This is a genomic window from Phenylobacterium aquaticum (genome assembly GCF_947378715.1).
Taxonomy (GTDB): domain Bacteria; phylum Pseudomonadota; class Alphaproteobacteria; order Caulobacterales; family Caulobacteraceae; genus Phenylobacterium; species Phenylobacterium aquaticum_A.
Genome location: NZ_CANCLE010000031.1, coordinates 1 through 23,933, shown reverse-complemented (window position 1 = coordinate 23,933; position 23,933 = coordinate 1). Strand labels below are relative to the sequence as shown.

Annotated in this window: 26 protein-coding genes; 13 read left to right on the top strand and 13 right to left on the bottom strand. The window is 68.6% G+C overall.

Annotated features, from left to right (window positions below; all coding sequences use genetic code 11):
* The first annotated feature begins 37 nt into the window (after positions 1-37).
* On the top strand, positions 38-475 hold the full coding sequence (locus tag Q7P21_RS06415; protein WP_304170357.1) for an ester cyclase: 438 nt from the start codon (positions 38-40) through the stop codon (positions 473-475).
* A 12-nt stretch (positions 476-487) separates the two neighbouring features.
* Here the strand turns inward: Q7P21_RS06415 and argF are convergent, their stop codons facing one another.
* The 4 genes from argF to Q7P21_RS06395 form a co-directional block, all read right to left on the bottom strand.
* Positions 488-1,423, bottom strand: a complete 936-nt coding sequence (argF, locus tag Q7P21_RS06410; RefSeq protein ID WP_304176272.1) for an ornithine carbamoyltransferase — start codon at positions 1,421-1,423, stop codon at positions 488-490.
* 110 nt (positions 1,424-1,533) lie between these two features.
* Positions 1,534-2,709, bottom strand: coding sequence for an aspartate aminotransferase family protein (locus tag Q7P21_RS06405; protein ID WP_304176277.1), 1,176 nt, complete (start codon positions 2,707-2,709; stop codon positions 1,534-1,536).
* 204 nt (positions 2,710-2,913) lie between these two features.
* On the bottom strand, positions 2,914-4,158 hold the full coding sequence (locus tag Q7P21_RS06400) for an MFS transporter (RefSeq protein ID WP_304170376.1): 1,245 nt from the start codon (positions 4,156-4,158) through the stop codon (positions 2,914-2,916).
* A 108-nt stretch (positions 4,159-4,266) separates the two neighbouring features.
* A complete protein-coding gene (locus tag Q7P21_RS06395; RefSeq protein WP_304176276.1) occupies positions 4,267-5,088 on the bottom strand; it encodes an ABC transporter permease in 822 nt (273 codons plus the stop codon).
* Between the two features lie 237 nt (positions 5,089-5,325).
* Between Q7P21_RS06395 and Q7P21_RS06390 the strand changes: the two genes are divergently transcribed.
* From Q7P21_RS06390 to Q7P21_RS06370, 5 genes are all read left to right on the top strand, one after another.
* The gene (locus Q7P21_RS06390) at positions 5,326-5,838 is read left to right on the top strand and encodes a GcrA family cell cycle regulator (RefSeq protein WP_304171128.1); all 513 of its coding nucleotides are present in this window, start codon (positions 5,326-5,328) and stop codon (positions 5,836-5,838) included.
* A 131-nt stretch (positions 5,839-5,969) separates the two neighbouring features.
* Positions 5,970-7,571 carry an exodeoxyribonuclease VII large subunit gene (gene xseA / locus Q7P21_RS06385; RefSeq protein WP_304176269.1) on the top strand — a complete coding sequence of 534 codons (1,602 nt, stop codon included), beginning with the start codon at positions 5,970-5,972 and terminating at the stop codon, positions 7,569-7,571.
* 28 nt (positions 7,572-7,599) lie between these two features.
* Positions 7,600-7,824, top strand: coding sequence for a DUF2093 domain-containing protein (locus tag Q7P21_RS06380; protein WP_304171125.1), 225 nt, complete (start codon positions 7,600-7,602; stop codon positions 7,822-7,824).
* A gap of 119 nt (positions 7,825-7,943) precedes the next feature.
* Entirely contained in the window at positions 7,944-8,660 is a 717-nt protein-coding gene (locus Q7P21_RS06375; RefSeq protein WP_304171123.1) for a M23 family metallopeptidase, read from the top strand.
* A 43-nt stretch (positions 8,661-8,703) separates the two neighbouring features.
* Positions 8,704-9,339, top strand: a complete 636-nt coding sequence (locus Q7P21_RS06370; RefSeq protein WP_304176268.1) for a hypothetical protein — start codon at positions 8,704-8,706, stop codon at positions 9,337-9,339.
* Between the two features lie 106 nt (positions 9,340-9,445).
* Here Q7P21_RS06370 and Q7P21_RS06365 read toward each other — a convergent pair whose 3' ends face one another.
* A complete protein-coding gene (locus Q7P21_RS06365; RefSeq protein WP_304176266.1) occupies positions 9,446-10,372 on the bottom strand; it encodes a lysophospholipid acyltransferase family protein in 927 nt (308 codons plus the stop codon).
* A 128-nt stretch (positions 10,373-10,500) separates the two neighbouring features.
* Between Q7P21_RS06365 and Q7P21_RS06360 the strand changes: the two genes are divergently transcribed.
* Complete coding sequence (locus Q7P21_RS06360) at positions 10,501-10,893, top strand: helix-turn-helix domain-containing protein (RefSeq protein WP_304171117.1); 393 nt, start codon at positions 10,501-10,503, stop codon at positions 10,891-10,893.
* A gap of 83 nt (positions 10,894-10,976) precedes the next feature.
* The gene (hisN, locus tag Q7P21_RS06355; RefSeq protein ID WP_304171115.1) at positions 10,977-11,792 is read left to right on the top strand and encodes a histidinol-phosphatase; all 816 of its coding nucleotides are present in this window, start codon (positions 10,977-10,979) and stop codon (positions 11,790-11,792) included.
* Here the strand turns inward: hisN and Q7P21_RS06350 are convergent, their stop codons facing one another.
* The 4 genes from Q7P21_RS06350 to Q7P21_RS06335 all read right to left on the bottom strand — a co-directional run bounded on the left by Q7P21_RS06350 (position 11,793) and on the right by Q7P21_RS06335 (position 15,102).
* Complete coding sequence (locus tag Q7P21_RS06350) at positions 11,793-13,247, bottom strand: alpha/beta hydrolase (protein WP_369695337.1); 1,455 nt, start codon at positions 13,245-13,247, stop codon at positions 11,793-11,795.
* 12 nt (positions 13,248-13,259) lie between these two features.
* Complete coding sequence (locus tag Q7P21_RS06345) at positions 13,260-13,568, bottom strand: SCP2 sterol-binding domain-containing protein (RefSeq protein ID WP_304170222.1); 309 nt, start codon at positions 13,566-13,568, stop codon at positions 13,260-13,262.
* An 81-nt stretch (positions 13,569-13,649) separates the two neighbouring features.
* A complete protein-coding gene (locus tag Q7P21_RS06340) occupies positions 13,650-14,102 on the bottom strand; it encodes a DUF3617 family protein (RefSeq protein ID WP_304170223.1) in 453 nt (150 codons plus the stop codon).
* Positions 14,103-14,211: 109 nt separating this feature from the next.
* Positions 14,212-15,102 carry a class I SAM-dependent methyltransferase gene (locus Q7P21_RS06335; protein WP_304176264.1) on the bottom strand — a complete coding sequence of 297 codons (891 nt, stop codon included), beginning with the start codon at positions 15,100-15,102 and terminating at the stop codon, positions 14,212-14,214.
* A gap of 232 nt (positions 15,103-15,334) precedes the next feature.
* Here Q7P21_RS06335 and Q7P21_RS06330 point away from each other — a divergent pair, with 232 nt between their 5' ends.
* Complete coding sequence (locus Q7P21_RS06330) at positions 15,335-15,790, top strand: Hsp20 family protein (RefSeq protein ID WP_304170224.1); 456 nt, start codon at positions 15,335-15,337, stop codon at positions 15,788-15,790.
* A gap of 146 nt (positions 15,791-15,936) precedes the next feature.
* Here the strand turns inward: Q7P21_RS06330 and Q7P21_RS06325 are convergent, their stop codons facing one another.
* The 4 genes from Q7P21_RS06325 to gpmA all read right to left on the bottom strand — a co-directional run bounded on the left by Q7P21_RS06325 (position 15,937) and on the right by gpmA (position 19,789).
* On the bottom strand, positions 15,937-17,148 hold the full coding sequence (locus Q7P21_RS06325; RefSeq protein ID WP_368670105.1) for a pentapeptide repeat-containing protein: 1,212 nt from the start codon (positions 17,146-17,148) through the stop codon (positions 15,937-15,939).
* Positions 17,149-17,285: 137 nt separating this feature from the next.
* Positions 17,286-18,548: a pentapeptide repeat-containing protein gene (locus tag Q7P21_RS06320; protein ID WP_304170225.1), complete on the bottom strand. Its 1,263-nt coding sequence runs from the start codon at positions 18,546-18,548 to the stop codon at positions 17,286-17,288.
* Between the two features lie 93 nt (positions 18,549-18,641).
* Positions 18,642-19,082, bottom strand: a complete 441-nt coding sequence (locus Q7P21_RS06315; protein WP_304176262.1) for a bifunctional diaminohydroxyphosphoribosylaminopyrimidine deaminase/5-amino-6-(5-phosphoribosylamino)uracil reductase RibD — start codon at positions 19,080-19,082, stop codon at positions 18,642-18,644.
* On the bottom strand, positions 19,082-19,789 hold the full coding sequence (gpmA, locus tag Q7P21_RS06310; RefSeq protein WP_304170227.1) for a 2,3-diphosphoglycerate-dependent phosphoglycerate mutase: 708 nt from the start codon (positions 19,787-19,789) through the stop codon (positions 19,082-19,084). The genes Q7P21_RS06315 and gpmA overlap by 1 nt, the downstream gene beginning before the upstream one ends.
* A gap of 117 nt (positions 19,790-19,906) precedes the next feature.
* On the opposite strand from gpmA, the gene Q7P21_RS06305 reads away from it, so the two are divergent.
* The 4 genes from Q7P21_RS06305 to Q7P21_RS06290 form a co-directional block, all read left to right on the top strand.
* The gene (locus Q7P21_RS06305) at positions 19,907-20,152 is read left to right on the top strand and encodes a hypothetical protein (protein ID WP_304170228.1); all 246 of its coding nucleotides are present in this window, start codon (positions 19,907-19,909) and stop codon (positions 20,150-20,152) included.
* Between the two features lie 25 nt (positions 20,153-20,177).
* A complete protein-coding gene (locus tag Q7P21_RS06300) occupies positions 20,178-21,143 on the top strand; it encodes an SIS domain-containing protein (protein WP_304170229.1) in 966 nt (321 codons plus the stop codon).
* Between the two features lie 98 nt (positions 21,144-21,241).
* Positions 21,242-22,744, top strand: coding sequence for a phosphomannomutase/phosphoglucomutase (locus tag Q7P21_RS06295; protein WP_304170230.1), 1,503 nt, complete (start codon positions 21,242-21,244; stop codon positions 22,742-22,744).
* A 73-nt stretch (positions 22,745-22,817) separates the two neighbouring features.
* Positions 22,818-23,933, top strand: a 1,116-nt coding sequence (locus Q7P21_RS06290) for a UDP-glucose/GDP-mannose dehydrogenase family protein (protein WP_304176260.1), incomplete at its 3' end; no start/stop codon positions are given.

Below are 23,933 nucleotides of genomic sequence, written 5' to 3'. Positions count from 1 at the left end.
CGCCCGATGCGAGAGCGCCGCTTGAGGGGATGACAAGATGACCGCCGACGACCTGACCACCCGCCGCATCCAGGTCGTTCGCGACCACATGGCGCTGGAGACCGTCCACGACTGGGACGCGGTGATCGCCACCTTCGAGCACCCCCGCTACGAGATGTACGGCTCGGGCAATGTCTTCGACGGCGAGGAGGCCGTGCGGGGCTATTTCGCCGCCTCGCGCACGCCCTTCCCCGACCAGGGCAATGAGATCATCGCCATCGCCGCCGCCGGCGACACCGTGCTGGTCGAGTTCTGGCTGACCGGCAGCCATCTCGGCCCCCTGCGCCTGCCCGGCCGCACCGTCGAGGCCACCGGGAAAAGCTTCAAGGTGCGCATGGCCGCGAGCTTCGAGTTCGGCCCCGGCAGCGACAAGATCATCTGCGAGCGGCCCTATTTCGACCAGGGCGCGGTGGTCCGCGCGCTGGGGATCAGCTAGCGCTGCGGCCCGTCAGATCACCCGGAAGCACCAGGCCAGGATCGACTTCTGGGCGTGAATGCGGTTTTCCGCCTCGTCCCAGACCAGGCTTTTCGGCCCGTCGATCACCTCGTCGGTGACCTCCTCGCCCCGGTGAGCGGGCAGGCAGTGCAGGAACACCCCGTCCTTGGCCGTAAGGTCCATCAGGCTGTCATCGACCTGATAGGGCTCCAGCGCCTCGATGCGCTCGTCATGGTCCTTGTCGCCCATGGAGACCCAGGTGTCGGCGATGACGCAGTCGGCGCCGCGCACGGCCTCGCGCGGGTCGCGGGTGATCTCGATCCGGCCCTGCTGGTCCTCCGCCCGGGCCAGGTCCATCAGGTCCGGGTGGTAGAGGGCCGGACAGGCGATGTTGAGCTTGAAGCCCAGCTTCGGCGCCGCGTGGATGAAGCTGGAACAGACATTGTTGCCGTCGCCGACCCAGGCCAGCGTCTTGCCCCGGATCGGGCCCCGGGCCTCCTCGATGGTCATGATGTCGGCCAGGATCTGGCAGGGGTGGCTCTTGTCGGTCAGGCCGTTGATCACCGGCACGGTGGACGAGAAGGCGAAGCGCTCCACGTCCTCATGGCTGTTGGCGCGGATCATCACCGCGTCGACCATGCGCGACAGCACCTTGGCGGTGTCCTCGATGGTCTCGCCGCGACCGAGCTGCATGTCTGCGGCGGTCGAGATGATCCCGGAGCCGCCCAGCTGACGGATCGCGGCGTCGAAGGAGAAGCGGGTGCGGGTGGAGTTCTTCTCGAAGATCATCGCCAGCACGCGGTCGCGGCCCGGCGCGTCGGCGTCGACGCGGCCCTGGGGCCAGCCGGCGCGGGCGGCCTTGCGTGCATGGGCGTCATCGAGAATGGCGCGGATATCGGCGGCTTCGAGCCGCCACAGGTCGAGGAAGTGTCTCGGAGCTTGGGTCATTGCGATCCCCCAATTCCCGCTTCCCCGGGGAAATAGCCCCGGGGTCCAGGTTCCGCCTGGTCGCGAGAATCCTGTTGTTTGAGTCCCGGCCTCCGCCGGAAATGGATGGACTAGGCGGCGGCCTTGGCCTGGGCGCGAGCGGCTTCGCAGGCGCGCTCCAGTTTCTCCACAGCCTCTCGGGCCTCTTCGAGGGTGAGGTTGAGCGGGGGGAGCAGGCGTACGCAGTTGTCGCCGCCACCGGCGATCAACAGGTGCTGGTCGCGGGCGTGCTGCATGAATTCGCGGTTCGGGGTCACCAGCTTCAGGCCGATCAACAGGCCCTTGCCGCGAATGTCGGCGACGACGTCTGGGAAGCGGGTCTTCAGCCCTTCGAACTGCTGGGTGAAATAGCCGGCGACCTCGCGGACATGGGCCAGCAGTTCGGGGCTGTTCAGCTCTTCCATGGCCGCCAGGCCGACAGCCATGGCCAGCGGATTGCCGCCATAGGTCGAGCCGTGCGAGCCGACGGTCATGCCGGAGCCCGCCTCCGCCGTGGCCAGGCAGGCCCCGACCGGGAAGCCGCCGCCGAGCGCCTTGGCCACCGCCATGATGTCCGGCTCGATGCCGGCCCACTCATAGGCGAACAGCTTGCCGGTGCGGCCCAGGCCGCACTGGATCTCGTCGAGGATCAGCAGGGTCCCGGTCTCGTCGCACAGCTGGCGCAGCGCCCGAAGACTCTCCACCGACAGGCAGCGCGCGCCGCCCTCGCCCTGCACCGGCTCGACGATGATCGCCGCGGTGGTCGGGCCGACGGCGGCCTTCAGGGCCTCCATGTCGTCGAAGGGCAGTTGGATGAAGCCCGGCATCGGCGGGCCAAAGCCCTCCAGATAGCTGGCGTTGCCCGAGGCGTTGACGGCGGCCAGGGTGCGGCCGTGGAACGAGCCGTCGAAGCCGATGATGTCGATGCGCTCGGGGTGACCCTTGGCCCAGTGATACTTGCGCGCCGTCTTGATGGCGCACTCCACGGCCTCGGCGCCGGAATTGGTGAAGAACACCACGTCGGCGAAGGTCGCGTCGGTCAGCACCTTGGCGAGCTTTTCCTGGCCGGGGATCGTGAAGATGTTGGAGACGTGCCAGAGCTTCTCGGCCTGGTCCTTCACCGCCTGCACCAGCTTGGGATTGGCGTGGCCAAGCGCATTGACCGCGATGCCGGCCATGCAGTCGAGATAGGCCTCCCCGTCAGTGGTGAAAAGTCGCGCGCCCTCGCCTCGCTCGAACGCCAGCGGGGTGCGGTTGTACACGCCCATGATGTGATCGCTGGGAACGGGCGGGCTTTGCGTCGCCGTCTTTTCAGTCACGGTGGAAGCCTTCTCAAAAGATAGCGTCCCCGGCGCGGGGCGGCGGGGACTTGAAGGCTTGGCGTTTTCAACGCCGAACGCCCGGTTGTCAAACAAAAGCCTATGGGGCCGGGGTTTGACGGGTTTTCACGTCACCCCGATGACACGCCGTCCTCAGGCCTGCGCCCAGCTGACCGGGGCGACCTTGCGGATCACCAGTCCCCAGCCGACCACGCCCAGCAGGGCCATGGCCGCAGCGATGGCGAAGGCCCAGGAGAACTGGCCCGTACGGTCGACCACCGCGCCGGTGATGATCGGGGCGATGATGCCGGCCAGGCTGCCGAACACGTTCTGCACCGCCACCCATTTGCCCGCCGCAACCGGGCCGGCCAGGGTCTGGCCGATCGCGAAGATGTTGGGGGTGCCGAAGCCGAAGGCGGCGCCCGCCACGAACAGGCTGATCACCGAGGTGCGGGCGTCGCCCATGGCGCAGGCCATCATCGCCCCGGCGGTCAGCATCAGGCCGGTGCAGATCGTGGTCTTGCGGACCAGATTGGCGCTGGCGCCGGCCTGCATCCAGCGGTCGGTGGCCCAGCCCACGGTCATCGAACTGGCGGCGTAGACCACATAGATCAGCCCGCCGACCTCGGCCATGTGCGAGACGCTGAAGCCGCGCGCCTTGACCAGATAGAGCGGCAGCCAGGAGATCACGAAATAGAAGGCGTAGTTGTTGCAGAAGTGGCCGAGGCTGGCGCCCCAGGCCTCGCGCTTGGCCAGGATCGCCCGGAACGACGGGGCCGGCGCGGCAGGCGCGCGGGTCGCCTCGGCCGAGGCCTCACGGGTCGAGATCAGCCACGGGACCAGCCACAGAAGCGACACCAGGCCGAACAGCAGGAACACCGGCCGCCAGCCCAGCCTGGCCATCAGCAGGCCGCCGGCGAAGGTGCCGAAGGCCGGGCCCAGGGCCAGGCCGACGCCGATCAGCCCATTGGCCGCGCCCAGCTTGTCATGCGGCAGGTGCTGGGCGAGCAGCTTGGAACTGCAGGGGAAGGCGGCGCTCTCACCAAAGCCCAGCACGATGCGCAGCACGATCAGCGACATGAACCCTCCGGCCAGGCCCGACGCGATGGTGGCCACCGACCAGATGGCCAGGCCGAGCGCCAGGGTGCGATAGGCGTTGATCCGCTCCGACAGCCAGCCGGCCATCAGCTGGCCGGGCATGTAGCTCCAGAAAAAGGCGGAGAGCAGGAGGCCGATCTGGGTCGCCGACAGGTGCAGCTGATCCTTGATCAGCGGCGCGGCGGTGGCGAGATTGCCCCGGTCGACATAGTTGATGAACACCGCCAGCGCGAGCAGCGGCACGACCGCCACCCCAAGCTCCACGGGCTTCAAGCCAGCCCGATCCGTGATCGCCGTCATGTCCTCGCCCCCCTGCGCCAACCGGTCTGACGCCGACGGTCGCTAGGGTCTGAGCTTAGTCATGGGCGGGCGCGGACGCCAAGCCTCTCGGGGGCCTTCGAGAGCGCCTCAGGTCTTGATCTTGTAGCCGGTCTCGAACATCCACAGGCAGACCGAGGTCAGGGCCACCACGAGGCCGGCGGTCATCAAGACGCCGGTATAGAGCGAGCCTTCCGCGTGGCCGATGAAGCCATAGCGGAACCCGTCGATCAGATAGAAGAACGGGTTGAAGTGGCTGCCCGACCGGAACGGCTCGGGCAGGCGGTCGACCAGATAGAAGGTGCCCGACAGGAAGGTCATGGGCATGACGATGAAGTTGGTCACCACGGCCATATTGTCGAACTTCTCGGCCCACAGCCCGGCCATGACGCCGAGCAGGCCCAGGATCAGGGCCGCGCCCAGGCCGAAATAGAGCACCGCCCACAGGTGGGTCACCGGCACATGGGCGAAGGGCATGACCACCACGGCGGTCACCACGCCCACCAATATGCCCCGGGTCGCCGCGCCGAGCGCGAAGCCGGCCACATGTTCCGGCGGGGTGAGCGGCGGGGTCAGGAAGTCGCCGATCAGCCCGTTCATCTTGGCCTGCAGCAGGCTGGAGGACGAATTGGCGAAGGCGTTGTTGAGGATAGCCATCATGATCAGGCCGGGCGCCACGAAGGTGCCGAAGGCCACCCCATGCACCGGCGGCCGCGCGCCCTGGGCGGCGACCACGAAGACCATCATATAGAGCAGCGAGGTCACCACCGGGGCGGCGAGCGTCTGCATGCCGACCTTCCAGAACCGGCGGACCTCGCGCATGTAGAGGGTCTGGAGCCCCGCCCAGTTCACCCCATGGTAGTTGCGGGGTTCCGGCGGCAGGACGGCTTCGGAAGCGGGCATATCCTTCATATCCGCCATGTGCGCGCTCCCGCGCGCCAGCGCAAGAGCGCCCAAGGGTGCGACAGTGCGACGCTACATGTTGTTTCTGTGGACGAAGGTGGGGGCGCCTATTGTGGTCATTAAGGAACTGTTTACGATATCTGGTAGTTGCTGGTGGCGAGAAAACGAAACGCCACAAGATGTTGATCCTGGCCAGGCCGCGGGGGCGCCGCCGGGATTTGTGATAAGCGCGGTGGAGGCGGAAACATGGGTTGGACTGACGAGCGCGTCGAGACGCTGAAGAAGCTCTGGCAGGATGGCCTCTCGGCCAGCCAGATCGCCAAACAGCTGGGCGGTGTCACCCGCAACGCTGTGATCGGCAAGGTTCACCGCCTGGGGTTGTCGGGCCGCGCCGCACCCTCAAAGCCCGCCCGCCCGGTGTTCAAGGCGCCGCGTCCGCAGCGTCCGGCCGCCCAGCCCGCCGCCCCGCGCCGCATCGCCGAACCCATGGCCGTCGCGACCCAGAACGCCGCCCCGGCGCCGGCTCCGGTCCGCTACATTGATGAAGCCCCTGGCTCGGCCACGGTGCTCACCCTCGGCGCCCACATGTGCAAGTGGCCGATCGGCGATCCGTCCAGCGACGGCTTCACCTTCTGCGGCCGCCGCCAGTCGGACGGCCCCTATTGCGGCGAACACGCCCGCGTCGCCTATCAGCCAGCCCAGACCAAGAAGCGCTCGGGCGCCTCGGAACTGGCCCGCTCGCTGCGCCGCTACATCTAAGGACATTGAAGTTAGAGCCCTCGTGAATCCGAAAAGCGGTTCCCACTTTTCGGCGAGGGCTCTCGAATATCCGTTGGGGATGAGTTGGCGGGGGTTTGGGTTTCGGCCCGGCTCCCGCTAACGTCCCTGGCATGACCGACACCGGCTCCGACATCGCCGAGGGCAACGCCAAGCCCTATTCCGTATCCGAGCTGGCCTTCGCGCTGAAGCGCACCCTGGAAGACCAATACGGCTTTGTGCGCCTGCGGGCCGAGCTGTCCAAGGTCACCTTCCATTCCAACGGCCACGTCTATCTGACGCTCAAGGATGAGCGCGCCGCCATCGACGGGGTGGTCTGGAAGGGCTCGGTCCGCAATCTGTCCGTCCGGCCCGAACAGGGGCTGGAGGTCGTGGTGACCGGCAAGATCACCACCTATCCGGCCGGCTCCCGCTATCAGATCATCATCGAGACCATGGAGGCCGCCGGCATCGGCGCCCTGCTGGCCCAGCTGGAACGGCTGAAGGCCAAGCTGCAGGCCGAGGGCCTGTTCGATCCCGCCCGCAAGCAGGCCCTGCCCGAGATGCCCTCGGTCGTGGGCGTGATCACCAGCCCGACCGGGGCGGTGATCCGCGACATCCTGCATCGCATTCGTGACCGCTGGCCCTGCCGGGTGATCGTCTGGCCGGTGGTGGTCCAGGGCGACGCCGCCGCCGCCCAGGTCCGCGCCGCCATCGAGGGATTCAACGCCCTGCCGGCCGACGGCCCCCTGCCCCGCCCCGACGTGCTGATCGTCGCCCGGGGCGGCGGTTCGGTCGAGGACCTCTGGGCCTTCAATGACGAGACCCTGGCCCGCGCCGTGGCGGCCTCGCAGATCCCGCTGATCTCGGCCGTGGGCCACGAGACCGACACCACCCTGATCGACTTCGTCTCCGACCGCCGCGCGCCGACGCCGACCGCCGCCGCCGAGATCGCCACCCCGGTCCTGGCCGAGTTGCGCGCCGCCATCGGCGACCTGTCGGCCCGGCTGCACCGCCATGGCGGCCGGCTGGTCGAGGACCGGCGCGGCCGTATCGCCACCCTGGAGCGCAGCCTGGCCCGGGTTCCGGACCTGGTCGAGCTGGCCAGCCAGAGGTTCAATCTGGTCAAGAGCCGGCTGGGGGCGGCGTTGGACCGCAATGTCGCCGTCCACCGCACCGAGCTGGTGCGGGTCGGCTCGCGGCTGTCGCCGCTTCTCTTACAAAGACCGCAGCAGGCCCAGGCCGAGCGGCTGGCCGGGGTCGGCGCGCGCCTGGGCGCCGGGCTGGAGCGCAATGTCTCGGTGCAGCGCACGGAACTGGCCCGGCTGAGCGCGCGGCTGGCGCCGGTGCTGCTGCAACGGCCGCAACAGATCCAGGCCGACAGCCTGAGCCGGCTGACCGTCCGCCTGCAGCCGGCCCTGGATCGGGGTCTGGCGCGACTGTCCGAGCGGCTGACCAGCCTGGCCAAGCTGCACGCTTCGGTCGATCCCAGCGCGCCCCTGAAGCGCGGCTTCGCCCGGGTGCATCGGGCCGATGGCAGCCTGGTCCGCGAGGGCGGGTCGCTGGCCAGCGGGGAGGCGGTCCAGCTGGTGTTCGCCGATCAGGCTCGCCAGGCGGTGATCGATGGCGAGGCCGATCCGGGCGTCACGCTGACCCCGGCGCCGCGCCCCAAGCCGTTGATGACCCGCGCCCCGCGCAGCCCCGTCACGCCGCCCAATCAGGGCGACCTGTTCTGATCGGCCCAGGCGCGCTACATTGGCGCCCATGAACGCACACGACCGCAACCTTCCGGGCTCTCCCGCCGACCTGGCCGTCGTCCACTATGGCGACGGTGAATTCGTGGTGCTGAAGCCCGGCCGCTACGTGGCCTGCGCGGTGTCCGGCGTGAAGATCCCCCTGGAGGCCCTGCGCTACTGGAGCGCGCCCTTGCAGGAAGCCTATGCCGGACCGGCGGAATCCCTGGCGCGCTGGAAGGAAACCCAGACCTGACCGGTCTCGACCGCCGCCGCGCCCTCGCCGGGCTGGGCCTCGCCGCCCTGGGGCTGCCGGCGCGCGCGGCCGCCCCGGGTCTGGCCCTGTCCGGCCGCTTCCAGCAGGGCGGCTTCGTCATGGGCCGCACCCAGCCCCGCGCCCAGCTGTTCGTCGACGACGTGGCCGAGGGCCTGGCCTCTCGGAGTGGCTATTTCATCGTGGGCTTTGATCGCGACGCGGGCCCACAGGCCCGGATCCGCGTGGTCACGGAGGATGGCGAAGCGACCCACATCGCCGCCATCGCGCCGGGCGACTTCAACATCCAGCGCATCGACGGACTGCCCGAGGATCAGGTCTCGCCCACCGACGAGGCCCTGCTGGCCCGCATCGCCGCCGAGGTGACGCGCAAGGCGGTGGGGTTCGCCAGCCTGGCCGATCTGGACGACTTCCGTCAGGGGTTCATCACCCCGGTGAAGACCTATCGCCTCGCGGCCCGGTTCGGCGGCCAGCGGATCCTGAACGGCGAGCCCAAGAAGCCGCACTATGGCGACGACCTGGCCGCGCCCGTGGGAACGCCGATCCGCGCCCCGGCCGGCGGCGTGGTGTCCTTCGCCGAGACCGGCCTGCATTTCGACGGCGGCCTGACCCTGATCGATCACGGCCAGGGGCTGATCACCTGCTACCTGCATCAGTCGCGCATCGACGTGGCGGTCGGCCAGACCGTGCGGCGCGGCGAGGTGATCGGCGCGGTCGGCAAGGAGGGCCGGGCCACCGGCCCGCACCTGTGCTGGCGGATGAAGTGGCATGGCCGCAACCTCGACCCCATGCTGATGCTGGACGCCAAGACGCCATAATCCTGGGCTCCAACCCGCCCCGACGACGGCGGCGAGGGATGCCATGGACCTGAGGTGGAAGGCCGGCTTGACGCCACGCCGGGTGAACATCCTGATCGGTGTGCTGGCCTTTGGCTGGCTGGCGGCGCTCAGCCTGGAGCGCGGCCTGTGGACCGAGGTCACGGCCGCCTGGGTCCAGGCGCTCGGCAGCGTGGCGGCGATCGGCGCCTCGACGGCGGCGGCCTTCAACCTGGCCCATCGGGAGCGGGCGGCGACGGTGCGCGACGCCCGGCAGTTCGCCATGGCCGCAGCCTTCGACGTATTGCGCTACTACGCCATCCTCGTCGCGACCGTGGAGACGCCGAAGGTGGCGACCCAGGCCAATATCGAGGCGGCCTGGGAGCGGGTGCTGTTCGCCGATCAGAACCTGGCCGCCGCCTGCACGCCGCAGCTGGGATCGGCCACCGTCCTGGGCGCCCTGAACGGCCTGCGCCACATCACCCACGCCACCCAGCTGCGCCTGCGCCGCGAGGGCGTGGATCACTGGGATCCCCGCGCCATCGCCCCGATCGCCGGGAAGGTGGCCGAGGTCTATGACCAGGCGGCCCGGGCGGTGGGCGGCGACACCGGCCTCTATCCGCGCCTGCTGCAGGAGGGTCGAATGATCGTCCAGGCCAGCGTCGCCGGTCGCAAGCCCTAGAGCCCTTTCCGATCTGGTTGAATCAACCAGATCGGAAAGGGCTCTAATTCAAAAAGATAGAGCATTTTTGAATCCGAAAAGTGCGTCACACTTTTCGGAAAATGCTCTAGCCCTTGGCGGCGCGGGGCGTCTTGTAGACCTCATTGGGCCAGCGCTTGTGGACCCAGAACCACTCGGCCGGCCGATCCAGGACCCGCTCCTCGATGAACTGGTTCACGCGGCCCACGCCGGCGGCGATGTCGGCGTTGCGGTCGCCGGTCGAAGTCAGCCGGATCGGGTCGTGCACCACCACCCGGAAATGGGCCTTGCCGACCCGCTGCACCGACATGGGCTGCAGGGGGACATCGAACCTCAGGGCGAAGCTGGAGGGGCCGGGCGCGGTGTGGGCCAGCTTGCCGAACAGCGGCGCGGCCACCCCGCCATTGAACTTCTGATCGTTCATCAGCGCCACGGACTCGCCCCGCGACAGGGCGCGGATCAGCTCGCGGGCCCCGTCGCTGCCCTTGGGCGCGAACAGCCGCACCCCATAGCGGAACCGGCTCTTGCGGATCCGCTCATCGACATAGGGGTTGTTGGTGGCGCGATAGGTGATCTGGCAGGCGATGCCGGCGTGGACGATCGCGGCCGGCATGATCTCGAACGACGAGAAGTGGCCGGAGATGAACACCACCGTCTCGCCGGTCCGCGCGATCTCGGCCAGGCGCTCGCCATTGACCAGTTCCACCCGGGCGGGATCGGCGATGATCTTGTCGAGGATCGGGAACTCCACGGCCCAGCGGCCAACCCCGTCCCACTGCGCCGCCAGCAGGCGGGCGATCTCGGCGTCGTCGGCATGGGGGAAGACGATCCGCAGATTGGTCTCGGCCACCCGGTGCGCACTGGTCAGCGGGCCCAGGCGCTGGAACATCCAGGCGCCGAAGTCGGACACCGTATCGATCGGGAACAGCCGGGCGAGACCGGTCATCAGGTCGAAGGCGAAGGCCTCGAGCCGCCAGGCGATATCCTGGGCCAGGGATGGGCGGGGCGCCGTCATGGCTTTGTCCTACCTGTCCCTCCCCCCTCCGCGCAACGCGAACCGAAGTCGCTTGGCGCGCGACTTGCGGAATTGAGGTCAGACCGTCTCGCTTTGGGACGGGCGCTAGGCAACCGAATGAGGGGGCGATGCAGCCCATGGGCAACGACATCGACGTTCACCTTGGTAAGCGTTTGCGCCGCCGCCGGCGTCTGCTGGGTCTGACCCAGCAGCAACTGGCCGGCGCCTGTGGCGTGCGTTTTCAGCAGATCCAAAAGTATGAGTGCGGCGCGAACCGCATCTCGGCGGCCCGCCTGTGGCAGCTGTCCGAGGCGCTGGAAGTTCCGGTCGGGTATTTCTACGACGGCCTTTCCGAGGTGGCTCATCGCGAGCCGGCCCAGGAGAGCGAAGGTGGCGGCGAGATGTTCGCCCGCAAGGAAACCCTCGACCTGATCCGCGCCTATTACCAGCTCGGCGAGCGTCCGCGCCGCCGGCTGCTGGACCTGGCCAAGTCGCTCAACGGCGATCACGAAGCCGTCTAGTTCTGAAGACCTCGTTCGGCTGTCCCCCGCGTATCCCTGCCAAGGGGATTTCGCGGGGGCCACCGACAGGGTAAAGCGGGCCCATGCTCGCTCCCCACACGCTTCAGGCGCTCGACGCCTTCATGATCGACCTCAACCGCGCCTCCGGCGAGGTGATCCTGCCCCTGTTCCGGGTGGAGGATCATGGGCTGGAGGACAAGGGCGGCGCGGCCGGCTTCGACCCCGTGACCCTGGCCGACAAGGGCGCGGAGGCGGCGATCCGCAAGCTGATCGCCCAGCATCACCCCGAGCACGGGGTGATTGGCGAGGAGTACGGCGAGGACCGCCCGGACGCTGAGTTCGTCTGGGTGCTCGATCCCGTGGACGGCACCCGGGCCTTCATCGCCGGCCTGCCGGTCTGGACCACCCTGATCAGCCTGCGCCACCAGGGCGATCCCGTGCTGGGATCGATCGGCCAGCCCTATGTCGGTGAGATCTTCATCGGCCACGCGGGCGGTTCGCGACTGATCAACCGCTCGGGCGAGCGCCCGTTGAAGGTTCGGCCCTGTCCCAACCTGACCGACGCCATCATCATGACCACCGATCCGCATTCCTATTTCGACGGCGCCGAGCGGGGCGCGTGGAACCAGGTGGCGGCCGCAGCCAAGCTGACGCGCCTGGGCTGCGACGCCTATGCCTATGCCATGGTGGCGGCCGGGACCGTCGACCTGGTGGTGGAATCCCGGGTCTGCAAATGCTGGGACATCGAGGTGGCCGTGCCGCTGATCGAGGGCGCCGGCGGGGTGGTCACCAATTGGCGCGGCGAACCGATCGGCCGCCAGGGGGGCCAGATCGTCATGGCCGGCGACCGGGCCTGCCTCGACGAGGCCCTGGTCGCCCTCAAGCGATCCGCCGACTGATCAGGTCTTCTTGGGCTTGGGCGCGGCCTTGGCCGGAGCCTTGGCCGGGGCTTTCGCCTTGGGCGCCGCAGCCTTCGCCTTGACCGCTGGGGTCGGCTTCGCGACTGCGACCGGCTTCGCCGCCGTCTTGGCTGGAGCCTTGGGGGCCGGCTTGGCCGGAGCCTTGGCAGCCGCGGTCTTGGCCGGAACGGGTTTGGCTGGCGCGGATTTGGCGACCGGCTTGGCCGTGGACTTGGCCAGAGCAGCCTTCTTGGCCGGCGCGACCGCGATCGCCTTGGCGGGCGCGGGCTTCGGGGCGACGGCGGGCTTGGGCTTGGCGGTCGCCTTGGGAGCGGCCTTGGGCGCGGGCGCCGCCTTGGCCACCGGAGCCTTCGAGACCGGGGCCTTGACGACAGGCGCTTTGGCGACGGGGGCCTTGGCAGGCTTGGCGACAGCGGCCTTCGGCGCGGCGGGCTTGGCGGCGACCGGCTTCGGCGCAGCGGCCTTCGCCGGCGCCGCAGGCTTGGCCGCGACCTTGTCGGCCAAGGCGTCGAAAGCGGTCCAGAACTGGAGCCGCAGATCGTCGGTCTCCATCAGGATCTCGTGCTCGGCGCCGGCCACGCTGACGAACCTGCCATCGGGCAGCAGGCTGGCGACCATCTTCTGGGCGTCGTCGCGCACCAGCTTGTCGTCGCCGGCCGAGACGATCACCACCGGAATGCGGACACGGCGCAGATTGTCGGCCGTGCCCAGCCAGGTCGTGGCCTTGAAGGCGAAGTCGAGCCATCCCCAGGTCGGTGCGCTGAGCGCCAGGTCCTTGTTGGCGGCGATCAGGGCGCGGGCCCGGGCGAAACGCTTGGCGTCGTGGGTGAGGACATTGCCCTCGAACACCTCGGTATAGGGATCCTCCGGCGGCGTCCGCGCATAGTCCCCGCCCCGCCCGATCATCAGGAAGAAGCCGGCCATGATCTTGGCCGCCGGCAGGGGCAGACCGCCGGTGCGCACCCCCAGCATCGGCGCGCTGAGCACCGCGCCCGCAAAGCGGTCGGCCTCGCCCTTGGCCAGCGCGAGCAGGGTCAGGCAGCCGCCCATGGAATGGCCCACGGCCATCCACGGCTTGGGCATGCGACCCTCGAAGGCCGCCAGCAGGGCGTGATAGTCGGTGACATAGGCGGCCATGCCGATGGCGTGACCCTTGAGCCGATCCGGCAGGTCGCGATGGGACAGGCCCTGGCCGCGCCACTCCTGGGCCAGGACCACGAAGCCGCGGCCGAGCAGTTCGCCGATCACCTCGAAATACTTCTCGATCGCCTCGGTGCGGCCGGTGCTCAGCACCACAGTACCCCGGGGCGCGCCCTTGGGCGTGAACAGGGCGGCGCGCAGCTTGGCGCCGCCAGCGCCCGTGAACCATTCCGCGCCGCCGCCCGGCGGCAGGGGAGCTTCAGGGATCGAAACCAGGGGCGCCGCGTCAGTCATGGAAGATATTCCTCAGGCGAGTTTCGAGAACAGGGCTTGCATCTGAGGCTGCAGCGACATCGCCAGCCCCATGTCGGACAGTTGCAGACGACCGGTCATGACCGCCGTCATCGGATTGAGCTTGCCGTCACCCATGGCCTTCAGGTCCGCCTTGCTGATGCGGACGGTCAGGTCGGCGGGCTTGTCGTCATTGCAGACCACCCCGCCATCGATATGGATGAAGCCTTCGCCCTTCAGGTCGAGCTTGAAGGACTTGCCGAGGCCCGATTCCACGCCGACGCCGGCGCGGACACGTTCGGTAAGTTCCTCAAGGGTGGCCATCGACGCGCTCCGATAGGGTGACAGGACGCACCTTCGCCTCTGGCGGGAATGAAGTAAACGCCGCCGACCCGGCCAACCGGCTCAGCCGCCCTTGGCGTCCGGCGGGCAGACGTCGCCGATCCGCCTGGCGTCGGTCGAGAACCGCCCGCCCAGCGGCAGGCCGGCATAGGTGGTGTCGACGTCGGCGACCATGTTGAAGGTGGTGGGCGAATAGCTGCCGGTCGCGGCGATCTCCACCTGGGCGCCCTTCTTGTTCGCGCACTGGCCCTTCAGGGTGATCTTGCCGTCCTTGAAGATCTTGGTCGAATAGACACAGGCATAGTGGTGGTTGCTGGGCCCCATGGTGAACTTGGCGACCTCGGCCGGCTTGACGCAGCGCTGCTCGCGGGTGGTCTTGACCACCACCGCCTGGACCTTGTTGGTCACGTCCCAATAGCCCGGCAGGATCGTCTGCTGCTCCTGGGCGAAGGCCGGACCGGACATCAGGACCGGAGCGGCCAGGGCGATCAGCAGGAGGGTGGACTTGCGGGGCATGCTCCGGACTTTCGGGGGCGGGGTTTCGGTTCAGCCATGACCCTAGCCAGGGCAAGATGGCTCTATTCTGACGGGGTCGGCGGGGTGGCGTTCATCCGGGACTGCACACCTAGGTCGGCTTCACGAACCTCAGGGTCATGCGGTCGGACTCGCCGATGGCGTCATACTTGGTGTGATCGAAGGTCGGATCCTCCGGCAGGCCGCGCGGCGAGGAGCGGCGGACCGGCGGCAGGGTCCAGACACCGAAGGGATGGTCCTTGGTGTCCTTCGGATTGGCGTTGATCTCGCTGGTCTTGTCGAGGATGAACCCCGCCTCCTTGCCCATCTGGACCACGAAGGCCTGTTGCACATAGCCATCGGCGGCCAGCAGGTCCGGCACCCCGCCGGGGCTGGCGCGATGCTCCTCGACCCCCAGGACGCCGCCGGGCTTGAGCGCCACGAAGGCGTCGTGAAAGGCCTTCTCGGCGATGCCGGCGGCCATCCAGTTGTGCAGATTGCGCAGGAACAGCACCAGGTCGGCGGAGCCGGCCGGCGCCACCGGGCCGCTGGTCGGACCAAAGGCGGTGATCTCCACCGCCCCATAGAGCTTGGGCTTCTCGCGCAGCTTGCGGCGATAGGCCGAGACCATCTCGGCCGAGGCCGGTTCGCCGGTGTCGTTGGTCTGCAGATCGGCGGCGTAGAGCTTGCCGTCGGTGGCGGCCAGGAAGGGCGCCAATATGTCGGTGTACCAGCCCGCGCCGGGCCAGAATTCCACCACGGTCGCGCCCGGCTTCAGGCCCCAGAAGTTCAGGGTCTCCAGGGGATGGCGCCAGACGTCGCGGGCCCTGTCGGCCGGGGTGCGCCAGGCGCCGGCCACGGCCTGTTCGAGGGTCAGGGGATCGTGGAGCTTGGCGACCGGGGCGGCGGTCTTGGGGCCGCACGCGGTCAGGGTGAACGCCCCGCCGGCCAGGAGCAGACCGCGCCGGGAAAAGGCGGCCATGGCGGCGTCTGCAAGATCCATCGCGACCTCTGTTCCGTTTCGCCCGGCCAACGACCTATCCTGCCCTGCACGCCGGGTCAAAAGCCGATGATGAGCGGCGATCGGCGGGGCTCTTGAAACCGTTCGACGGGTCCCCAACTAAGCTAACGAAGGCGCTGGATATCCGGGCCTTCCGGGACAAGGCGAGGCTTCGGCTCGCACCGTTCCGCCCCTGAGAGACAACCTTGCTTAAGCCAAGAAGGATGTGATCCCCATGCGTACGACCGACTTCTCCCCCCTCTATCGCTCCGTGGTCGGCTTCGACCGTCTCGCGGCCCTGCTGGAAACTGCGGCGGCCGACACGGCCGGCGGCTATCCGCCCTACAACATCGAGCGCACCGACGAGAACGCCTACCGCATCGAGATCGCGGTGGCCGGCTTCCGACCGGATGAGCTGAACATCGAGGTCAAGGAGAACCTCCTGACCGTGCAAGGCCGCAAGGCCGCCAATGACGACCAGCGGCGCTTCCTGCACCGCGGTCTGGCCGAGCGCGATTTCGATCGCCGCTTCCAGCTGGCGGACTATGTGGTCGTCACCGAGGCGAAGCTGGCCGACGGCCTGCTGCAGATCTCGCTGAAGCGTGAACTCCCCGAGGCCCTCAAGCCCCGCAGGATCGAAATCGCCACCCCCGATCAATCCCCCCTGATCGAAGGTGAGAAGGCCGCCTAACTCCCCCCCTCTTAGGCGACCCAGACCGGGCGGCGCGTGATCCCCTCGCGCGCCGCCCAACTCTGAATCTCTTCCCCCAAAGTCCCTCTCGGCGGCGCAGGTCCTGCGCCGCCTTTTTGTATTCGCGGCCAAGGTTCGGGGCCGTCTCAGGCGGCGCGGGCGGCGTCGAGGCCGACGGCGGCCTGGAAGTCGGTCTCGTGGACGCTGGCCCCGGTCAGGCAGGCGCCGGTGAAATCACAGCCGCGCACGTCGGCGCCGTCCAGGATCACCCCGGTCAGATCCGAGCCCTGGGCCTGGGCGTAGCGCACCCTGGCGTGGTCCAGCGAGCCCGGCGCCTCACGCGAACCGCCGAGCGGCAGGGGCGCGATGACACAGTTCCGCAGATCGGCCTTGGTCAGATTGGCCCCGGCCAGCCGCGCCCCGCGTAGGTCAGCATCGCGCAGTATGGCCCCGCGCAGGTCCGCGCCTTCCAGATTGGCGCCCTGCAGATGCACCCCGGTCAGGTCCATGCCGACCATGATCGCCGCCTTGGCGCTGAGGGCGGTGAGCCGCAGGCCGCGCAGCTGAACGCCCAGGGGTCGCATGTCCTGATGGTCGAAATTGGCGGGGCGGCCTTCCTTGCCGCTGGTCTTGCACCAGGCGTGATTGCCCTGGGCCTGGGCGAGCAGACCGGCCGCCCGGGCCATGGCCTCGGGGCTGGGCGCGCGGATCGATCCGCCCAGCTTGGTCGAGGCCGAGGTGCGGGCCCGGCCCATGTCGACGCCGTTCATGGCCGCATAGGACAGGTCTGCGCCCTCAAGATTGGTTCCGGAGACGTCCGCGCCGTCGAGGATGGCGCCGCTCATCTTGGCGTCCTTCAGATTGGCGCCGGTCATCTTGGCGCCCTTCAGGGAACAGTCGGTGAAGTCGGCGGCATAGGCCGAGGCGTCGTTGAGCTGCGAGCCGTCAAAGGTCGCGCCGCAGAGGACGGCGTTGTCGAGCTGCCCATGGCGCGATTCATGGGTGGCCGAGGACAGGCCCTTGCTGGGATGCGGAATGGCGATCTGGCCGATGCGGAAATCAGCCTGGGTCAGGTCGGCCTGGGTCAGGTTCGCGCCCTGCAGGCAGGCGCCGCGCAGATCGGCGCGGACCAGGCGGGCGCCGCGCATGTCGGCCTTGCGCAGGTCGCAGCCAAACAGATTGGCCCGCTCAAGATTGGTCACCGCCAGCTTGGCGCGGTCGAGGATCGAGGCGGAGAGATCGGCGTCGGAGAGATTGCGCCCGGACAGATCGACGCCGGTGAGGTCCACGAACTTCAGCACCGCCCGCTTGCCGCCGGGCCGGCCGGTCACGAACCTTTCGTGAGCCGCCACGATCATCTCGATCTCGCCCGCAGAGAGCTTCCGACGTCCGGTCAAAGCAGCTGCGCACATGATGGTGTCATTCCCCCGGTATGGTCTGGGTAGACGGACTGTCTAGCCCCCCAGGAACGACCGAAGCGTTAAATTGTCGCACCTCACAGCGTATCGCCCAGCCCCCTCGCGCCCCACTTCTGCGCCCCGATCAGATCGGCGTGGGCCAGCTGGGCGTTGGTGAAGTTGGCCCGCGACAGGTCGGCGTCGCGCAGGATGACATAGCGCATGTCGGCGCGCGCCATGTCGGCGCCCTTCAGGACGGCGCCCGTGAGGTTGCAGGGCAGGACGCGGGCGGCGCCCAGCAGCAGCGGCCCCATCTGGGCGTCGCGCAGGTCGGTCCCCGCCAGTTTGCAGTCCACCAGCCTGGCGCCCCGCAGATCGGCCCGGCGCAGATTGCAGGAGCGCAGGTCCGCGCCCTCCAGATGCGCGCCCTGCAGCTGCACCCCCTCCATGTCGAGGCCGTAGAAGATCGCCCCCTTGGCGGACAAGGCGGTGAGGTTGAAGCCGCGCACGCTTTCCAGCGCCCGCAGGTCGGCGTTGTCGAACACGCTGGGGCTGCCCTCCGCCCCGCCGGTCTCGCACCAGCGGGCATGATCGCGGATCATGGTCTCATAGGGCAGGTCGGAGACCGCCTTGCCGATCGGATCGTCGGTGAGGGCGCCGCGCATGTCGGCCCGGCTGACGTTCCAGGCCAGGGTCTTGGCGCCCACCAGTATGCAGTCGCGCAGGTCCGCCCCGGCGAGGTCGGCGCCCGACAGGTCAGCCCCGGCCAGGTTCGCCCCGGTCATGGTGCACTGCTTGAGATTGGCGCGAACGAGCTTGGCGTCCTTCATGTTGGCGTCGGTGAAATCGGCGCGAACCGCCATCACGCCCGACATCCGCGACCGCTCGAGATTGGCCCCGGCCAGGATCGCGCCCTGCACCTCGCCGACCCGGTTGATGTGCTCCATGACCCTCAGGCCCTTGTCGCGATCGCCCACCGCGATGGAGCCCTCGCGCAGGTCGGCCTCGAACATGTCGACGCCGGACAGATTGGCGTTGCGCAGGCAGGCGCCGCGCAGGTCGGCCCGACGCAGCGAGGCCTCGGTCAGGTCCGCGTTCTGCAGATCGGCGCCGAACATGCTGGCCTGGTCCAGGCGCGCGCCCTGCATCTGGCAGCCGGCCATCACCGCCCCGGTGAAATCGGCGTCGCAGAGGTTCTTGCCGCGCAGGTCGAGGCCGCTGAGATCCAGCCAAGCGAAGACCGCCCGGGCGCCGCCGGGCTTTGAGCTCCAAAGCCGGTCGTGACGGACGCAGATGGCGTCCAGTTCAGGCTGCTCGATCCGACGGAGATCGACGGCGGTGGTGGTCGCGAGAAGCGCCATGGAGACTGGCCCCGGAGGTTACTGATCAGCACCCTAGGCTAATGCAATTAACGCGTAGTTTCCGTGACTTAGCCGAATTACAATGAATATTCGCTAACCCTTAACGGGGCGATAGGCGGCGATCAGGGCGGCCGCCTCGGGGGCCAGCAGACCAAGCTCCACCACGACGCCCTTGCCCTGTAAGCGTTCGGCCCCCTGGCCGGCGGCGAAGACCGAGGAATCCTCGCAGGCGACGACCACCCGCCGGAGCCCGGCCTCGGCCAGTCGCTCGGCGCAGGAGGCGGCGCCGGAGGACCGCGCACCGCAGGGTTCAAGTGTCAGATAGGCCACGGCGCCCCGGGCCCGATCGCCCGCCTGGGCCAGGGCCATCTCCTCGGCATGGGGTCGCCCCCCGGCCTGGGTGACGCCCTCGCCCACCACGGCGTCGCCCGCCACGATCACGCAGCCCACGGCCGGATTGTCACCGGTCAGACCGACCTGACCCCGCGCCAGGGCGATGGCCCGGCGCATATGGTCCTGATCGGTGGCGGCCATCAGGCCGGCAGGGCCTGGGCGCGGCCCGCGTCGAGATAGCGGGCCGAGCTTGGCTTCAGCGCCGCGTCCAGCTCGATCACCAGCGGATTGCCGGTGGGGATCTCGATGTCGATGATCGCCTCGCTGGACAGGTTCCACAAAAGCTTGACGATGGCGCGCAGGGAATTGCCGTGGGCGGCGACCAGCAGGGTCTCGCCCGCCGCCAGGTGCGGGGCGATCGCGGCCTCCCAATAGGGCTGCACCCGTTCCAGGGTGGTCTTCAGGCTCTCGGTATTGGGCAGCACGGCGCCCGCATAGCGGCGGTCCTTGGCGAAGTCGAACTCACCGCCGGCCTCCAGCGGCGGCGGCGGCACGTCATAGGAACGGCGCCAGATCTTGACCTGGTCGGCGCCGTGCCGGGCCGCCGTGTCGGTCTTGTTGAGGCCGGTCAGGCCGCCATAGTGGCGCTCGTTCAGGCGCCAGTCCTTGGTCTCGGGAATGAACACCTGGTCAGCGGCGGTAAGCGCCAGCCAGCAGGTGCGGATGGCCCGCGTCAGCACCGAGGTGAAGGCGCGGTCGATCTGCAGTCCCGCCGCCTTGATCAGCTCGCCGCCCAGGCGCGCCTGGGCCTCGCCCTCCGCCGTCAGGTCCACGTCGACCCAGCCCGTGAAGCGGTCTTCCAGGTTCCAGCGGCTCTGGCCGTGGCGCAGCAGGATCAGGGTCGGCACGCGGGAGGTCTCCTCATTCGGGAAAGGCTTGGGCTAGGGCCCGGGGGCGCGGGCGTCAAGGTTGAGGCGCGGCGGCGACTGGCGCCGGCGCGTCCCGGCGGCTATATCCCGACCAGCATGTCCGACCGTCTGATCCTGCCCGCCCTCGCTGTCGTCGCCGCCCTGATGGTGGCGCTGGCCATGGTCTGGCCCCAAGGCCTTGGCGATCGTTCGCCCGCCCCCTTTGGCCACACGCCCCTGCAGCAGACCCCGGCCATGAAGGCGGCGATGAAGCGCGAGGCTGACGCCTCCAACCGCCGCATCGCCCACGCCCGCCAGGCGGTGTCGGACCTGCAGAGCCAGGCGATCGCCCCCACCCAATGAGCCGCCCAGCGGTCCGCGAGGCCTGATGTCTGATTTCGACGCGATCTCCGTCGGCCGCCGCGTCCTGAACGCCGAGGCCGACGCCCTGCGCCTGCAGGCCCAGACCCTGGGCGACGACTTCGTCCGGGCGGTGGACATATTGCATGCCGTCAAGGGCCGGATCATCTGCACCGGCATCGGCAAGTCGGGCCATGTCGGCCGCAAGATCGCCGCCACCTTCGCCTCCACCGGCGCCCCGGCCTTCTTCGTCCACGCCAATGAGGCCAGCCATGGCGACCTCGGCATGATCACCGAGGGCGACGTGGTGCTGTGTCTGTCCAAGTCCGGCGAGAACCAGGAGCTGGCCGATGTCCTGGCTCACTCCAAGCGCTTCCATGTGCCGCTGATCGCCCTGACCGCCGCCCGCGACAGCGCCTTGGGCCGCGCCGCCGACGTGGTGCTGCAGCTGGCCGACGCCGCGGAGGCCACCGCCGAGGTCAAGGCCCCGACCACCTCCACCACCCTGCAGATCGCGCTGGGCGACGCCCTGGCCGTGGCCCTGCTGGAGCGACGCGGCTTCACCGCCCGCGACTTCAAGACCTTTCATCCCGGCGGCAAGCTGGGCGCCATGCTGCGCACCGTGCGCGACATGATGCATGGCGAAGGCGAACTTCCCCTGGTGGGTCGCGACGCGCCGATGTCCGAGGCCCTGCTGGTCATGACCGAGAAGCGCTGGGGCGTCGTCGGGGTGCGCGGCGAGGACGGCGGGCTCTGCGGGGTGATCACCGACGGCGACCTGCGTCGCCACATCGACGGCCTGATGGACCGCACCGCCGCCGAGGTGATGACGCCCGGCCCCAAGAAGACCGTGCCGCCCGGCATGCTGGCCTCGGAAGCCCTGGCCCTGATGAGTGATCCCCCGCCGGCGGTCACGGTTCTGTTCGTGGTGGATGACGGCGAACCGGTAGGCATTTTGCACGTTCACGACCTGCTGCGCGCCGGGGTGATGTAGAAATCGTCACGGTCGTGAAGAATATGGCGGGCGTTCGGATGGTCTTAAGACCGCACGACCATTAAGACAGCCAGCCGAACCTCACCGACGGAGTTCCAATGCTTCCCATCCCGCGCAGCGATCTCATCCCGAACACCGCCGAGTTCGAAAGCTTTCCGCTGGTGAAGGCGACCGGGTTCCGGGAATACGACGCGCGGTGGTTGTTCGGCCCCGAGATCAACCTGCTGGGCATCGAGGCCCTCGGCCTTGGCCTGGGGACCTATATCCACGAGCTGGGCCAGAAGCGCATCGTGGTCGGCCACGACTATCGCTCCTATTCCATGTCCATCAAGCAGGCCCTGACCATCGGCCTGGTGGCCGCCGGCTGCGAGGTGCTGGACATCGGCCTGGCCCTGTCGCCGGTCGCCTATTTCGCCCAGTTCGACCTCGACGCCCCCTGCGTGGCCATGGTCACCGCCAGCCATAACGAGAACGGCTGGACCGGGGTGAAGATGGGCGCCCAGAAGCCCCTGACCTTCGGACCCGTGGAGATGGGCCGGCTGAAGGACATCGTGCTCGGCGGCCAGTGGAAGCAACGGCCGGGCGGCAGCCTGGCCCACATCGAGGGCGTGTCGGAACGCTATATCGCCGACGTCGCCACCCGGGTCAGCCTGAAGCGGCCCCTGAGGGTGATCGCCGCCTGCGGCAACGGCACGGCCGGGCACTACGCGCCCGAGGCCCTGCGCCGCATGGGCGTGGCCGAGGTCATCGAGATGGACTGCAAGCTCGACTACAATTTCCCGCGCTACAATCCGAACCCCGAAGACCATGAGATGCTGCACGAGATGGCCAAGGCCGTTCGTGAGCACGGCGCCGACCTGGCGCTGGGCTTCGACGGCGACGGCGACCGCTGCGGCGTGGTCGATGACGAGGGCGAGGAGATCTTCGCCGACAAGATCGGCCTGATGCTGGCCCGCGACCTGTCGGAGCTGCACAAGGACGCCACCTTCATCGTCGATGTGAAGTCGACCGGCCTCTACGCCACCGACCCGATCCTGAAGGCCAATGGCGCGACCACCGTCTATTGGAAGACCGGCCACAGCTACATCAAGCGCAAGACCGCCGAGCTCGGCGCCCTGGCCGGCTTCGAGAAGTCCGGCCATTTCTTCTTCAATTCCCCGCTGGGCTACGGCTATGACTGCGGCCTGACGGCGGCGGCGGCGATCCTGGCCATGATGGATCGCAATCCCGACAAGAAGCTTTCGGATCTCAAGAAAGCCCTGCCGATCGCCTATACCTCGCTGACCATGTCCCCCCATTGCCCGGACGAGGTGAAGTACGGCGTGGTCGAGGACGTGGTCGCCGAATATACGGCGCTGGCCGCCGCCGGCGGCACGATCCTGGGCCGCAAGATCCTTGAGGTCATCACCGTCAACGGCGTCCGCGTGGCGTTGGAGGACGGCTCCTGGGTGCTGGTCCGCGCCTCCTCCAACAAGCCCGAGATCGTGGTGGTGGTGGAAAGCTCGCAGTCCGAGGCCGACATGCGCGCCCTGTTCCGCGAGGAAGTGAAGCCGCGCCTGGGCAAGCGCCCGCAGGTCGGCGCCTACAATCAGGAAATCTGAGGGTCGGGTCGCAAGACTCACATCTCCTCGCTATATGCCCGCCTGACCTACTGTCTCCGCACAGGATGAGACCATGCGCGTTGCGATGATCGGCACAGGCTATGTGGGTCTGGTGAGCGGGGCCTGTTTCGCCGACTTCGGCCATGACGTGGTCTGTATCGACAAGGACCCGTCGAAGATCGCGCGCCTGAACGCTGGCGGCATTCCGATCTTCGAACCGGGGCTTGAGCTGTTGGTGGCGCAGAACGTCAAGGCCGGACGCCTGAGTTTCACCATCGAGGCGGCCGAGGCGGTGAAGAGCGCTGACGCGGTGTTCATCGCGGTGGGCACGCCGTCGCGGCGCGGCGACGGCCATGCCGACCTGTCCTATGTCTATGCCGCCGCCGAGGAGATCGCCGGCCTGATCGATGGCTTCACGGTGATCGTCACCAAGTCGACCGTGCCGGTCGGCACGGGCGACGAGATCGAGAAGATCATCAAAGCCAAGCGGCCGGACGCGCAGTTCGCCGTGGTCTCCAATCCGGAGTTCCTGCGCGAGGGCGCGGCGATCGAGGACTTCAAGCACCCCGACCGCGTGGTGGTGGGTCTGGAGGACGAGCGCGCCCGGCCGGTGATGGCCGAGCTCTATCGGCCGCTGTTCCTCAACGAGACCCCGATCGTCTTCACCGGCCGGCGGACCAGCGAGCTGATCAAATATGCGGCCAATGCGTTCCTGGCCCTGAAGATCACCTTCATCAACGAGATGGCCGATCTCTGCGAAGCCGTCGGCGCCGATGTGCAGCAAGTGGCCAAGGGCATCGGCCTGGACAAGCGGATCGGCGGCAAGTTCCTGCACGCCGGCCCCGGCTACGGCGGCTCCTGCTTCCCGAAAGACACCCTGGCGCTGGTGCGCACGGCCGCCGCCGCCGGAGCGCCGATCCGGCTGGTGGAGACCACGGTCGCAGTCAACGACGCGCGCAAGAAGTCGATGGCCGACAAGATCGTCAAGGCGCTGGGCGGCAGCGTCAAAGGCAAGCGGATCGGCATCCTCGGCCTGACCTTCAAGCCCAACACCGACGACATGCGCGACGCGCCGTCGCTGGAAATCGTGCCGGCCCTGATCGCCCAGGGCGCCACGGTCCAGGCCTATGACCCCGAGGGCCATGAGGCGCGCCAACTGCTGCGCGATGTCGAATTCAAGACCGGCCCC